Source organism: Streptoalloteichus hindustanus (assembly GCF_900129375.1).
GTDB lineage: Bacteria > Actinomycetota > Actinomycetes > Mycobacteriales > Pseudonocardiaceae > Streptoalloteichus > Streptoalloteichus hindustanus.
Map to the genome: position 1 here is coordinate 194,996 of NZ_FQVN01000004.1, position 12,025 is coordinate 207,020.

General features: G+C 71.9%; 12 protein-coding genes and 1 CRISPR repeat array (1 of these 13 only partly in view). Of the genes, 7 read left to right on the forward strand and 5 right to left on the reverse strand.

The window, feature by feature from the left end; translation table 11 throughout:
• Positions 1 to 978 precede the first annotated feature (978 nt).
• The 4 genes from BUE43_RS13715 to BUE43_RS13730 all read left to right on the forward strand — a co-directional run bounded on the left by BUE43_RS13715 (position 979) and on the right by BUE43_RS13730 (position 4,820).
• A complete protein-coding gene (locus tag BUE43_RS13715) occupies positions 979 to 1,881 on the forward strand; it encodes an alpha/beta fold hydrolase (protein ID WP_073483060.1) in 903 nt (300 codons plus the stop codon).
• A complete protein-coding gene (locus BUE43_RS13720) occupies positions 1,874 to 3,535 on the forward strand; it encodes an FAD-binding dehydrogenase (RefSeq protein WP_073483062.1) in 1,662 nt (553 codons plus the stop codon). Before BUE43_RS13715 ends, BUE43_RS13720 begins: the two co-directional genes overlap by 8 nt.
• Positions 3,532 to 4,134 carry a bifunctional DNA primase/polymerase gene (locus BUE43_RS13725; protein ID WP_143174154.1) on the forward strand — a complete coding sequence of 201 codons (603 nt, stop codon included), beginning with the start codon at positions 3,532 to 3,534 and terminating at the stop codon, positions 4,132 to 4,134. Before BUE43_RS13720 ends, BUE43_RS13725 begins: the two co-directional genes overlap by 4 nt.
• Positions 4,135 to 4,370: 236 nt before the next feature.
• Positions 4,371 to 4,820, forward strand: coding sequence for a GNAT family N-acetyltransferase (locus BUE43_RS13730; RefSeq protein WP_073483066.1), 450 nt, complete (start codon positions 4,371 to 4,373; stop codon positions 4,818 to 4,820).
• Between the two features lie 129 nt (positions 4,821 to 4,949).
• On the opposite strand, the gene BUE43_RS13735 is transcribed toward BUE43_RS13730, so the two are convergent.
• A complete protein-coding gene (locus BUE43_RS13735; protein ID WP_083959666.1) occupies positions 4,950 to 5,423 on the reverse strand; it encodes an RICIN domain-containing protein in 474 nt (157 codons plus the stop codon).
• A gap of 478 nt (positions 5,424 to 5,901) precedes the next feature.
• Between BUE43_RS13735 and BUE43_RS13740 the strand changes: the two genes are divergently transcribed.
• The 3 genes from BUE43_RS13740 (at position 5,902) to BUE43_RS13750 (ending at position 7,869) form a co-directional block, all read left to right on the forward strand.
• Positions 5,902 to 6,240 carry a hypothetical protein gene (locus tag BUE43_RS13740; RefSeq protein WP_073483070.1) on the forward strand — a complete coding sequence of 113 codons (339 nt, stop codon included), beginning with the start codon at positions 5,902 to 5,904 and terminating at the stop codon, positions 6,238 to 6,240.
• Between the two features lie 86 nt (positions 6,241 to 6,326).
• Entirely contained in the window at positions 6,327 to 6,560 is a 234-nt protein-coding gene (locus BUE43_RS13745) for a hypothetical protein (protein ID WP_073483072.1), read from the forward strand.
• A 76-nt stretch (positions 6,561 to 6,636) separates the two neighbouring features.
• On the forward strand, positions 6,637 to 7,869 hold the full coding sequence (locus BUE43_RS13750; protein WP_234995713.1) for an MFS transporter: 1,233 nt from the start codon (positions 6,637 to 6,639) through the stop codon (positions 7,867 to 7,869).
• Here the strand turns inward: BUE43_RS13750 and BUE43_RS13755 are convergent.
• Genes BUE43_RS13755 through BUE43_RS13770 form a run of 4 tightly spaced genes read right to left on the reverse strand, consistent with a single transcriptional unit; the run spans position 7,829 to position 11,482 of the window.
• Entirely contained in the window at positions 7,829 to 8,602 is a 774-nt protein-coding gene (locus BUE43_RS13755) for an ABC transporter ATP-binding protein (RefSeq protein WP_073483076.1), read from the reverse strand. The genes BUE43_RS13750 and BUE43_RS13755 overlap by 41 nt on opposite strands.
• Complete coding sequence (locus tag BUE43_RS13760; protein ID WP_073483077.1) at positions 8,599 to 9,519, reverse strand: FecCD family ABC transporter permease; 921 nt, start codon at positions 9,517 to 9,519, stop codon at positions 8,599 to 8,601. The genes BUE43_RS13755 and BUE43_RS13760 overlap by 4 nt, the downstream gene beginning before the upstream one ends.
• Positions 9,516 to 10,490, reverse strand: a complete 975-nt coding sequence (locus tag BUE43_RS13765) for an iron chelate uptake ABC transporter family permease subunit (RefSeq protein WP_073483078.1) — start codon at positions 10,488 to 10,490, stop codon at positions 9,516 to 9,518. The genes BUE43_RS13760 and BUE43_RS13765 overlap by 4 nt, the downstream gene beginning before the upstream one ends.
• Entirely contained in the window at positions 10,487 to 11,482 is a 996-nt protein-coding gene (locus BUE43_RS13770) for an ABC transporter substrate-binding protein (RefSeq protein WP_327083446.1), read from the reverse strand. Before BUE43_RS13770 ends, BUE43_RS13765 begins: the two co-directional genes overlap by 4 nt.
• 97 nt (positions 11,483 to 11,579) lie before the next feature.
• Positions 11,580 to 12,025: a CRISPR direct-repeat array (repeat unit 28 nt; unit sequence GAGCTATCCCCGCTCGCGCGGGGCCGAC); it runs 10 nt beyond the window's last position.

The window sequence follows — 12,025 nt, forward strand, 5'->3', positions numbered from 1 at the left end:
TCCAAGATCCGTCCGGCGTGCCATTCGGTCCTCGGTTGACGTCCTCGGCGCAGGTCGCCTCTCCTCCGTCGACTCGTCCTCTCGCGCGCTCCGGCGTCGGACCGTGTCGCAATCCTCTGGCAAGAGAACCGCCCAGCGGGGGGCGCGCCACGAGAACGCGGCCCACCCCGCCAGAGCGCAGGTCAACGCGGGGGAGCGGGCCAGCGCGCTCCTGGTGGGTGACGGTGGCGACCACCCGCGAGCCGATCGCCTCGACCGCGAACGGTCCCGCCGACGTCGAGGTCCGCGGTCGTTCACCGGCCTCCCGGAGAATGAACAAGCCTTTGGCCGTTCTCGTCATGCCAAGCCAACTCCCCTTTTCTTCACCGCTTGCGCCAATGGCGAGAACGCGATTCCGCGTGAGGTAAAACTTATGCTAAGTGCAGCAACGAGGGTGGTGGATAGCAGCCGATGGGGTGAACATGCGGTGTTTCTCACCACTCGTGTCGGAAACAGCCCGTTCGGGCTCCCCGGCGTGAACGGGCGGGCTAGGCCGTCGGGATGCCGGCCCGGTCAGTCGACGGCGGAACTCGACCCGCCCTTCAGCCCGCTCGGCCGGCCAACCACGCCACCGCCCCAACCACACCGCCGCCCCCGACACGCGGTGCGAAATCCCAGTTCAGAAGCCACTCACTTGTCCGCTGCGCGATCTCGACAAGGTACCGTCCGACCGCGTCACCGGCGAGAGGGCATATCAACGCGAATTCCGCGCCGGCCGTTCGCTTCCGGTGCCCGCGGAACCGCCCTGTGAGCAGGCGCGCACACCACCGGGCGTCCACGCTCCCGGTGTCGCCCCCCACGCCTGCCAACACCACACCACCCACACCTACCGTCCCGGCTGTTGACTCACCTGGTCCGTCGCGCGACCAGCGCGCAGGCGCCCGTGCCGCACCTCCCGCGGCCTCCGCGCCGCCAGATGACCGGAGACGGGAGACCTCGATGAACGCGTCCACCGCCGTGCGGGAGCGGGCAGTGGAAGAACACTGGACCACTGTGGACGGCACACCGACCCGCTACCTGCAAGCCGGCCACGGGCATCCCGTCCTGCTGATCCACGGCGAGGGCAGTGTCTCCGAGTCGTGGTACGACGTCCTCAGGGACCTCGCCCGCGACTACCGCGCCATCGCCCTGGACCTGCCCGGCTACGGCTACACCAGACCGATCTCGGACGCCTCCCCGCCGTCGCTCGCCGCGTTCGTGTGGAAGTTCGCCAGGACCCTCAACCTGCGGCGCCCCGCGCTCGTCGGGCACTCGCTCGGCGGCGGGGTGAGCGTCCACGCCGCTCTGCGCCGACCGGGCCACGTGCCGGCCCTGGCGCTGGTCAGCTCCTCCGGCATGGGCCGCGCCGTCAGCCCGGCGATGGTGGCGCAGTCCGTCACCCCCCTCGGGGACCTGACGCGGTGGCTGATCCCGGTCCTCCCCTTCGGCCCCACGCTGCTCGTCACCTCGGCGGCGGTGTTCGGCGCCGTCCGGCCCTGGCGCATCACCCCGCCGTGGTGGTCCAGCCAGACCCACGCGGTCTCCACACCGGGAGCGCTGGCCACCACCCTGCGCTCGCAGCGCTCCGCCGTGGGACTGCTCGGACAGAAGGACGTGCTCCTCGGCCGATTACGGGAACTGCCGATGCCGGTCCTGGTCGCCTGGGGCGTCCACGACCGGCTGGTGCCCTTCTGGCAGGGAATCGCCGCCCGCCGGCGGTTGCGCCGAGGACGGTTGCGGCTGGTCCCGTGCAGCGGCCACCTGCTGCCGCTGGAGTCCCCCGGAGAACTCCTCAAGTCCCTCCGCCCCTTCCTCGCCGACGCCATCGCCGGCGCGGCCGGGGGAGGTGCCGGCGATGAGTGACGACGCGGACGTCATCGTCGTGGGCGCCGGCCTCGCCGGTCTGGTCGCGACGTACGAGCTGACCAGGGCCGGCCGGCGGGTGATCGTCGTCGAGCAGGAGAACGAGGCCAACCTCGGCGGCCAGGCGTACTGGTCCGAGGGCGGCCTGTTCCTGGTCAACACCCCCGAACAGCGGCGGGTGGGCGTCAGGGACTCGCACGAGCTGGCGCTGTCCGACTGGCTGGCCTCGGCCGGGTTCGACCGCGCCCGCGAGGACCGGTGGGCCCGCGAGTGGGCCGAGGCCTACGTGGACTTCGCCGCCGGGGAGAAACGCCGCTACCTCACCGGGCGCGGGCTGTGCCTGACGCCCATCGTCGGCTGGCCCGAGCGGGGCGTGGGCACCGCGACCGGCCCCGGCAACTCCGTCCCCCGGTTCCACTTCACCTGGGGCACGGGACCCGAGCTCGTCCGGATCTTCCGCGACCCGGTGCTGGCCGCCGCCGAGCGCGGGTTGGTGACCTTCCGGCACCGGCACCGGGTCGACGAGATCGTCGTCGAGGGCGGGGCCGCGGTCGGCGTCCGCGGCGCGGTGCTGGTCCCCTCCCGCGAACCCCGCGGCGTGCCCTCCTCGCGGGAGGAGGTCGGCGCGTTCGAGCTGCGGGCGCAGGCGGTCCTGGTCACCTCCGGCGGCATGGGCGGCAACCACGAGATGGTGCGCGCCCACTGGCCGACCGACCGCATGGGCCCGGCTCCGGCCGCGATGCTCAGCGGAGTGCCGGCGCACGTCGACGGGCGCATGCTGCGGATCAGCGACCGCGCCGGCGCCTCGGTGGTCAACCTGGACCGGATGTGGCACTACCCCGACGCCCTGAAGCACCACACGCCGGTCTGGCCCCGGCACGGGGTCCACCTCCTGCCCGGCCCGTCGCCGCTGTGGCTGGACGCCAGCGGTCGGCGGCTGCCCCCGCCGCTGTTCCCGGGGCACACCGCCCTGCTGACGTTGCGGCACATCGCGTTGTCCGGCCACTCCCACTCGTGGCTGATCATGACGCGCGCGATGGTGGACAAGGAGTTCGAACTGTCGGGCTCCGACCAGAACCCCGACCTGACCGGCAAGAACCCCGCGCTGGTGTTGCTGCGCCTCAAGAAGAGCCTGATGGCGCCGGTGCGCGCGTTCCTCGAACGCGGCGAGGACGTCCTGATGCACGGGAACCTGGCCGGGTTGGTCCGGGCGATGAACGCCCGCACGCCCGAAGCGCCGCTGGACTACGCGCGCGTGGAGCACGAGGTGGTGGCGCGCGACCGCCAGCTCCGCAACGACTACTCCAAGGACATGCACCTGATGTCGCTGCGCAACGTGCGCGCGTACCTGCCCGAGAGGATCACGCGGACCGCCACGCCGCACCGCCTGCTCGACCCCGCCCACGGCCCGCTGGTCGCCGTCCGCCTGCACGTGCTCACCCGCAAGACGCTGGGCGGGATCCAGACCACCCTCGACGCGCAGGCGGTACGCCCGGACGGGACGCTCTTCGACGGCCTGTACGCGGCCGGCGAGACGGCCGGGTTCGGCGGGGGAGGGATGCACGGGTACAACGCGTTGGAAGGCGTCTTCCTCGGTGGCTGCGTCTTCTCCGGCCGGACCGCCGGCCGCGCGATCCACCGGGATCTCGGATGAACTCCAGGTCGGACAGGTCGGACAGGTCGGGCGGGTCGGGCGGGTCGGGCGGGATGGGCTGGTCGCGCCAGTCGCGCCGAGGCGCGGCGGCACTGCGGGACGCCGCCGTCTCCTACGCCGCCCAGGGCTGGTCGGTGGTGCCCGGCGACCCGGACTGCCTGCCGGTCGCGCAGCCGTGCGGAAGCCCGCCCGGAGTGACCGCGTCCCAGGCGCGGGAGCTCTGGACCCGTGCCGCCCACCCGATCCTGTTGGCCTGCGGGCGGGGGATCGACGCGGTGGAGATCCCCGCCGGCGAGGGCGAACGCGTCATCCCGGCCCTGCGGAACTCCGGCGTCGTGGGGCCGATCGCGGTGACCTCCCACCACAGCTGGCTGCTCCTGGTCACCTCCGGCGGCCCGCTCCGCCCGGTGCCCGGGACGCGGGTGTGGGGGACGGGGTCGTGGGTGCCGCTGCCACCGACCAGGCGGCACCGGCGTCCCTACCGCTGGCGGATCTCCCCGCAGGCGGTGGACTGGGCGATCCCGCACCGGAACCTGGTTCGGGACGCCCTGTCCCGAACCTGGGGCGGCCCGCGCCCACCCACCGCGGAGCACCGGTGAACCCGAACAGCGGACTCGTGCGGTGTTCGACGATTTCCCCAGCGCCACAAAGCAGTTCGTCTGGGTGGGTCGAGGGCTGCCGGTGGGGACGGTGGTGCCGGCCGAACTGCCCGAAACTGTCCACTGAGGACGGTTGCTGCTCGCGCCGGTGGTGGGCCGGCTCGGTTCAGCCCGGCCAGGTCGCCATCGGGCCGCCTTTCCGGAACGTCCCCCGCGCCTGGTGCGATGATCGCGAGATGAGGATCGATTATCGCTGGCGCGGCGACTGCGGTGACGCCGAGCTGGTCGGGTTGACGCTTTCCCACGGCGGCCAGGCGGAACCGGGGTGGTGGGACAGGGTCAGCCGGCACAGCCTCGGCTGGGTCACCGCCCGGCTGGTCGACACGTCCCTGGTCGACACGTCCCTGGTCGGCTTCGTCAACGTCGCGTGGGACGGCGGCGCCCACGCGTTCCTGCTCGACACCAAGGTGCGGCCCGACCACCAGCACCGGGGGATCGGCACGGAACTCGTGCGCCACGCGGCGAACGCCGCCCGGGAGGCGGGCTGCACCTGGCTCCACGTGGACTTCGAGGAGCACCTCCGCGACTTCTATTTCGGCTCCTGCGGATTCCGGCCAACTGAGGCGGGACTGATCCGGCTGAACGACGATCCCGTGCCCCTGGCGGAGCCCGGTGCCCCGGCCTGACCGTCCGTCGCCGCGAACCCCGCGTCCGTGCGGGTTCCCGCGCTCGTCAACGCCCGACGTCGGGGGCGGTTGCCGTTCCGGTCGCCGTGCGCCGCCCCCGACTTCCCGCACCGGGAACCACTTCGTCGATCAGCGCGGTTTGAACACCCAGAGGCTGACGCCCTGCTGGTCGGTGCACGCCGAGCGGAGCAGGCTCCGCTTGATGTGGTCGAGGCACCGGCCCTCCTTCGCGTCAAGGATGTACTGACCTCGACCGCCGGTGTCGCGCACCCGCCACCGCTGCGCGGTGTTCTGGTCCGAGCAGGGGTTCGTGCGGACGCGGGTGCTGCCCGGCTCGAACTCCAGACACCGCCCGGTGGCCAGTCCCTGCAGGGAGACCTCCCCGTTGCCCCGCGACAGCACCCGCCACCGCTGGTAGCGGTTCTCCATGTCGGTGGTGCACTGCTTCCCGTAGGCGCTGCCGCCCGCGTCGTGGTCGAGGCAGTGGCCGCTCCCGCGGTTGACGATCTCGAACTTCACCTCGGCCGCCGAGGCCGACGGGGTCAGGAACGCGGCGGCCAGCAGACCGAGAACGGCTGGTAACACCATGGTTCGACGGCGCATGCGTGCTCCTCCTCTGGTTCTCCCCGCTCCACGACGACCGGCGTCGCCGTGTCCACAGCGGACGGAAACCGATGTCCCGTAGATCTATCCCCCCTCGTTCCGGTGAACCAGGGGTTCCCCGTGTCGTCACTCGTTCGAGCGGTGCGGGGCACACGAAGAGAGCATCGATCCGAGCACACCTCGATCACTGTCCATAAAGGACATCTGAGAGCGGTTGACCGGTGCTTGCTCCGATTGGCTCCCGCCGTTGGTCGAGGTGACTTTCTGGCCCCTTGGCCGATGTCCGCCGCGGCCGGCACGGTGAGGATCGCTGATGGGCCGGGATCGGTCTCTGGGGACGACAGGCTTCTGACGTGGGGGAGCAGAGCAACGCCGCCTGATCCGCTGGCGGGTCCACCCCCACGGCGGCGCGTTGTGCTTGTGCGGAACCGGCCTGCCAAGGGAAGACGAGCTCGTTCGTCACAGACAGGGGAGAAGCATGCGCCTCGTTGGGCTCATCAGTCCGAAGCGCCTCGCGATCGGTGTGACGGCGTCCGCGCTCGCCGTGGGGATGCTGCTCGCGCCGGCGGCCATGGCGGCGCCCGCCGAGATCACGGCGCCGGTGGTGTCCGCCGCCGCCGACCAGGACGTCGCCGCCCGGTACACGGTGACGGTGCGGTGTGACCTCGTGAAGCACGGCGGGCACACCGTTGGCAAGGTTGAGGGCACCGGCAGCGGGAAGACCCGCCCGGCCGCGGTGGCCGCCGCCAAGAAGGACGCCGACCGGAAGGTGCCGCGCGGCCACTACAAGCGTCACTGCAAGGTCATCAAGGGCTGACCTCGACACCGGCCCTCCGGGTCGCCGGGTTTCTCGGCGGCCCGGAGGGCTCCGGCGAGGCGGCCCAGGAGAGGGAGTTGGCCCCGATGTCCGAGAAAGCGGTCTGGGAAGTCAGGCTGGGCCTGTACGCGACCGAGGAGGAGGCGACGCGGATCGTCGAGCGGATCACGGCCCTGCTGTGCCCGGACCCGGAGCACGAGTCGCCGTGCCCCGTTCCGTGGTCCGTCGCCCTGACCCCGGAGGAGGACCTGGACGAGGAGGACTACGCCGAGCTGCGGGAGCAGCACGAGATCGAGTCGCGGCCCCCGACGACGGGCTGACACCGGGGGTGCCGGCTCCTGGCGGCCGGGCCCGTTAGCTTGGTGATGGTAATCGTTCCCGGTTAGGGTCACGGGCGTGACGGGAACGATGGGGGACTTCCGCCGGTACCTGGCCGCACGCGTCCTCTCGGTGGCGGGCAGCCTGGTGTCGGTGGTGGCCCTGCCGGTGCTGGTCTACCAGCTCACCGGCTCGGCGTCGTGGACATCGGCGGTGGCCGCCGCGGAAGCCGTGCCCTACCTGGTCTTCGGCCTGGTGGCGGGCGCGGTCGCGGACCGGGTGGACCGGCGCGCGCTGATGGTCCGGCTCGACCTGGTCGCCGCGCTGTTGCTGGTCAGCGTTCCGGTCGCCTGGGCGGTGGAGGCGCTGAGCGCGACGCACGTGCTGCTGGTCGGGTTCGGCGTGCAGACCGTCTTCGTGTTCTTCGACGCCGCCAACTTCGGCGCACTGCCCACGTTGGTGGGCAAGGAGCGTCTCACCACCGCCTACTCCACCCTCTACGGCAGCACGACCGTCACCGAACTCGTCGTCCCGCCACTGGTCGGACTCGTGGTCGCGGTGGTCGCGCCGGCGCCGTTGATCGCCCTGAACGCCCTCACCGCCGTGGGCTCCGCGCTGCTGATCCGCGCGATCACCCGACCGCTCTCCATCGGCCACGGCACGCCACAGGTGCGGCGCGACATCCGCTCCGGGCTGGATTTCCTGTGGCGCAACCGGATTGTCCGCGTGCTCACGTTGGTCGGCACCACTCACTCGGCCGCGAGCGGGGCCTGGGTGGCGATGCTGGTGCCGTGGGCCGACCAGACCCTCGGCATCCGGACGTCCGGCGACGCCAGGCTGGCCGTCCTGTTCGGATGTTGGGGCGCTGGCGGCGTGGCGGCGGCGAAACTGGTGCCACGACTCAGCGAACGGCTCGGCGCGGCCCGGCTGGCACTCGCGGCGTTGCCCACCTCGCTGCTCTGCGGATGCCTCGTCGCGCTGTCAACACACTGGATGCTGGCGTTGTTCTCGGCGGCGGCGTGGGGCGCCGCGCACTCCACCGTCGTCCTCAACGCGATCACCTACCGGCAGCAGGTCATTCCCGACGAGTTGCAGTCCCGGGTGAACACCACGTGCCGCATGCTGGCGTGGGGATTGGGTCAGCCGCTGGGCGCCGCGCTCGCGGGCGCGATGAGCGCGTTCGGCCCTCGTGCCGGTCTTGCCGCCGGTGTGGGAGTGCTGGCGAGCGGTGTTCTGGCCGCCTGGATCACGCCAACACTGCGGGCAGAGGCTACTCGACCGAGTCGTACACGCACAGCGGTCGCCCGGTGACCTCGTCCCGCCACACCCGGCCCCGCACCCCGAAGACATCGCTCAGCAGCGCGGTGTCGACCACGTCAGCCGCCCGGCCGTCGGCGTGGATGACGCCCTCGCGCAGCGCCACGACCCGGTCGGCATAGCGGGCCGCCTGCGCGAGGTCGTGCAGCACGGTCACCACCGTGAGGCCGAGTTCGCCGCGGAGGCGTTCCACCAGCTCCAGAACCTCCAACTGGTGGCGGACGTCGAGGTAGGTGGTCGGCTCGTCCAGCAGCAGCACCGGGGCCGCCTGGGCCAACGCCAGCGCCAGCCGGACCCGTTGCCGCTCACCACCGGACAACCGGTCGACCTGCGCGTCCGCGTACGCGTCGGTGCCGGTCACGCGCAAAGCGTTGCGCACCGCGGCGTCCTCACCGCCGCCGAGCATGCCCAGCGGACCGCGCACGGCGTACCGCCCCTGCCTGACCAACTGGCGGACAGTCAACGCCGGCACAGCGGGCATGGCCTGCGGCAACACCGCCACCCGGCGCGCGATCTCCCTGCGCGACAAGGACTCCAGCGGCGTCCCACCAATGTGGACAGAACCGGTCGCTCGCCGCAGCCCGGCGAGCACCCGGAGCAACGTGGTCTTCCCACACCCGTTCCGCCCCACCAGAGCGACCCATTCCCCCTCGGCCACCTCCAGGTCCACACCCCGCAACACCACGCGCTGTCCAAAGTGGACCTCGACGCCCTTCGCCTCGATCACGCCACACCTCCCGAAGTACGCCGAGCCACCATGACCAGCACACACGCCCCCAACAACGCCGTCACGGCACCGGTCGGCACCCCGGGAACGGCCTGGGCCAGGGAATCCGCGGCCGTCACGGTGCCCGCGCCGAACACCGCCGACACCGGCACCGCGACGCGCGGGTCAGCACCCACCCAACTCCGGGCGGCGTGGGGAGCCAGCAGCCCGACGAACGCCAACGCCCCGGTCGTGGCGACCGCCGCGGCCGTCGCCATCACCGCGAGCAACAACACCGCGCTCCGCCACGGCCCGACGGCCAGGCCAACCACCCGCGCGTGATCGTCGTCGACCGCGAGCACCTCCAGCACCGGGGCGAGCAGCACCGCCGCGACCGCCACGGCCAGCAGACACGGCCACAACGCCGCCCAGTGCTCCCACGTGCGACCGTTCAGCGAACCGACGAGCCACCGGGTCATCGACCCGGCCAACTGCGGCCGGGCGGTCAGCAACACCAACGTGAGCCCGGCCAGCACCGCGGAGACCAGCACGCCGACCACCGCCAGCCGAACCGGATCGCTCCCGGCCCTGGCGGCGATCACCCACAGCACTCCTCCACCCACAACCCCGCCGAGCACCGCGGTCGCGATCACGCCCACCGGGCTGGTGGCGGCCCCACCGAACACCGTCACCACCACCGCACCCAACACGGCCCCGGACCCGACCCCCGTGGCTTCGGGCGCTGCCAAAGGATTCCGCAACACCGCCTGCATGACAGCGCCCGCGATCCCGAGGCAGGCCCCGGCGCCCAGCCCGACCAACACCCGGGGCAACCGCAACTCCAGCACGATCCGCTCGTCCACCTGCTCCCCGGGCACCAGCCCGGACACCACGAACCCCGCCGCCACCAGCCCCGCCGCCAGAACCAGCCATCTCATGCCAGCGCCTCGCGAAGCCCGCGACGTCTGGCGTGCAACAGGGCTCCCACGGTGACGGCGACCGCCGCCGTCAGACCGCCCACGGGGAGCTCGATCGGGTAGAGCACGGTGCGGGCCAACAGATCCGCCACCACCACGAGCAGGGCGCCGGTGCCCGCGCACCAGACGAACCACACGAGCGGCTCCCCATTCGGCCGGGCCGCACGCGCCAGTCGCGGAGCGAGGAAACCCACCCACGCGATCGGGCCGCACGGCCCCACCACGGCGGCGACCAACACACACGCCACCGCGAGAACACCGACCCGGGCACCACCGGCCCGCAGCCCCAGAACCGAGGCGTTGTCCTCCCCGAGGCGCAGCAAACCCACCGCGGGCAACGCGAGAAACGCCAGCGGCAACGCGATCAGCATGCCCGGCACAGTCTGCCCCACGGTGTTCCACGTCGTCCCGGTCAACGACCCGAGCAGGTACCGAACCAGCACACCCTGCTCCCGTGAGTCCGAAAGGGACATTCCGGTGAGCATCAACGCCTGCGTCGCGGCGCTCACCGCGGCTCCGACCAACAGAACCGCAGCCGGCCCCACCACTCCGCGCGCGGCCAACAACGTCAGCGATCCGCCGACCACCGCCCCCACCAACGCCGGAACCAGCGGAGCCCCGGGCACAGCGATCCCGAACACCACACAGGCCGAAACAGCCGCCGCCGCGCCGGAAGAAACCCCGAGCAACTCCGGCACGGCGAGCGGGTTGCGCAAGGTTTCCTGCAACAGCAACCCGGCGACCCCGAGGGCCGCCCCGGCGAACGCGGCGAGCACCAGACGCGGCGCCCGCAACTCGACGACCACCACCCGTTCCACGCCCTCGGCCACCAGCAGCCGGTTGACCCCGACGAACGGCTCGCCGAAACAGAGGTACGCGGCCACCACCAGCGCGGCGGCAATCACGAACCCCAGCCACGCCAGGCCCCTCATGCCGAGGGAACCTTCTCCAGAGCCTGGTCGATGACGGCCGACAGGCTCCGCGTGCCCCGACCCGAACCCCACAGTTTGGCGTGCATCTCGTGCACCCGGTTGCCGGTCACCGCCGGAACCTGCCGCCACACCGGGTTGTCGGCGAGCTGCGCGCTGAGCGTCCTGTCCTTGTCGGAGAACAGCAACGAGTACACGAAGACCACGTCGGGCTTGCGCGCCAGCAACTCCTCAACGCTGTAGTTGCTGGCCGTCGACACGTCACTTCCCTTGGCGGGGAAGGGATAGCTGAAGAGCTGCTTGAGCAGGTCACCCTTGAGGGAGTCCGCGGTGTCCACGCCGATGGAGTCCACGCTGCCGTACATCAGCACCACCGTGCGCCGGGCCTGCCCGGTCTGCCGAGTCCTGGCCACCGCATCGGCGAGCTTGCCCCGGAATTCGCGCTCGGCCCGCACCGCCTGCTCCACCCGCCCGGTCAGGGCACCGAGGCCGCGCAGGTACCCCACGGACTCCTGCCAGTTCTTCGGTTCGGTCAGCCACAACGGCGCGAACTTCTCGATCGCCGTGGCCAGCGGCTCGTGCACCCCGCTCAGCCCGACCACCAGGTCCGGCCTGAGCCGGGCGATGCTCTCGACGTCCTCGCTGCCGAAGCTGCCCTGAACCACCGGAACCGCGCTCCCACCCTGACCCAGCAGCGCGGGGTGGCTGATCAGAGCCGGACTGCTCGTGCCCACCGGGGTCATGCCCAGTTCCACGACCATGTCATCGCACAGCCCGCTCAAACACACGATCCGCTCCGGCGGTTTCGGCAACGAGATCTTGCGCCCATGCGGATCCGTAATGCTGCTGGCAGCGGCCAACGGCGGCGCAGAACGGTCAATGGACGGCTCCCCCGACCTCCCGGTGCTTGCGGCAGGCAGCGGCGATGAGCACGCGGCCGTGACCAACACGGCCGCCAGGACACCAACGATGGTGCGCACGCAGAAACCCCTCACCCCAAGAAACAACTATCGGCAACGATAGTCATTCCCACTCACTGCCGTCCAGCACCCTCCTGACCAGCAACAGCGAACTACCGCCACCCATCTGACCGACCCACCCCCGCTCGCGCGGGGCCGACTACCAGGCCGAGGCGTACGCGGCGTGCGAGGTGGAGCTATCCCCGCTCGCGCGGAGCCGACCACCCACCACCGGCCACCACCCCGGCGACCCGGGAGCTATCCCCGCTCGCGCGGGGCCGACGCCCCACGCCCGGGATGCGCTACAGGCGACGACGGAGCTATCCCCGCTCGCGCGGGGCCGACAGCTACGGGGACGCGGCGTTGGAGCTGCTGGCGGAGCTATCCCCGCTCGCGCGGGGCCGACACCCGGGCGTACGCGGTGCTGGCGACCTCGGGGGAGCTATCCCCGCTCGCGCGGGGCCGACACGACGGGCCCGCCGACGGCCATGACCCGACCCGAGCTATCCCCGCTCGCGCGGGGCCGACGCGGACGAGGCGTCGGAAAAGACCTGGGACGCGGAGCTATCCCCGCTCGCG

What these genes read in the sequence shown, in the direction of transcription:
- BUE43_RS13715 (WP_073483060.1), top strand. Translation starts at nt 979, where the DNA reads ATGAACGCGTCCACCGCCGTGCGGGAGCGGGCAGTGGAAGAACACTGG.
- BUE43_RS13720 (WP_073483062.1), top strand. Translation starts at nt 1,874, where the DNA reads ATGAGTGACGACGCGGACGTCATCGTCGTGGGCGCCGGCCTCGCCGGT.
- BUE43_RS13725 (WP_143174154.1), top strand. Translation starts at nt 3,532, where the DNA reads ATGAACTCCAGGTCGGACAGGTCGGACAGGTCGGGCGGGTCGGGCGGG.
- BUE43_RS13730 (WP_073483066.1), top strand. Translation starts at nt 4,371, where the DNA reads ATGAGGATCGATTATCGCTGGCGCGGCGACTGCGGTGACGCCGAGCTG.
- BUE43_RS13735 (WP_083959666.1), bottom strand. Translation starts at nt 5,423, where the DNA reads ATGCGCCGTCGAACCATGGTGTTACCAGCCGTTCTCGGTCTGCTGGCC.
- BUE43_RS13740 (WP_073483070.1), top strand. Translation starts at nt 5,902, where the DNA reads ATGCGCCTCGTTGGGCTCATCAGTCCGAAGCGCCTCGCGATCGGTGTG.
- BUE43_RS13745 (WP_073483072.1), top strand. Translation starts at nt 6,327, where the DNA reads ATGTCCGAGAAAGCGGTCTGGGAAGTCAGGCTGGGCCTGTACGCGACC.
- BUE43_RS13760 (WP_073483077.1), bottom strand. Translation starts at nt 9,519, where the DNA reads ATGAGATGGCTGGTTCTGGCGGCGGGGCTGGTGGCGGCGGGGTTCGTG.
- BUE43_RS13765 (WP_073483078.1), bottom strand. Translation starts at nt 10,490, where the DNA reads ATGAGGGGCCTGGCGTGGCTGGGGTTCGTGATTGCCGCCGCGCTGGTG.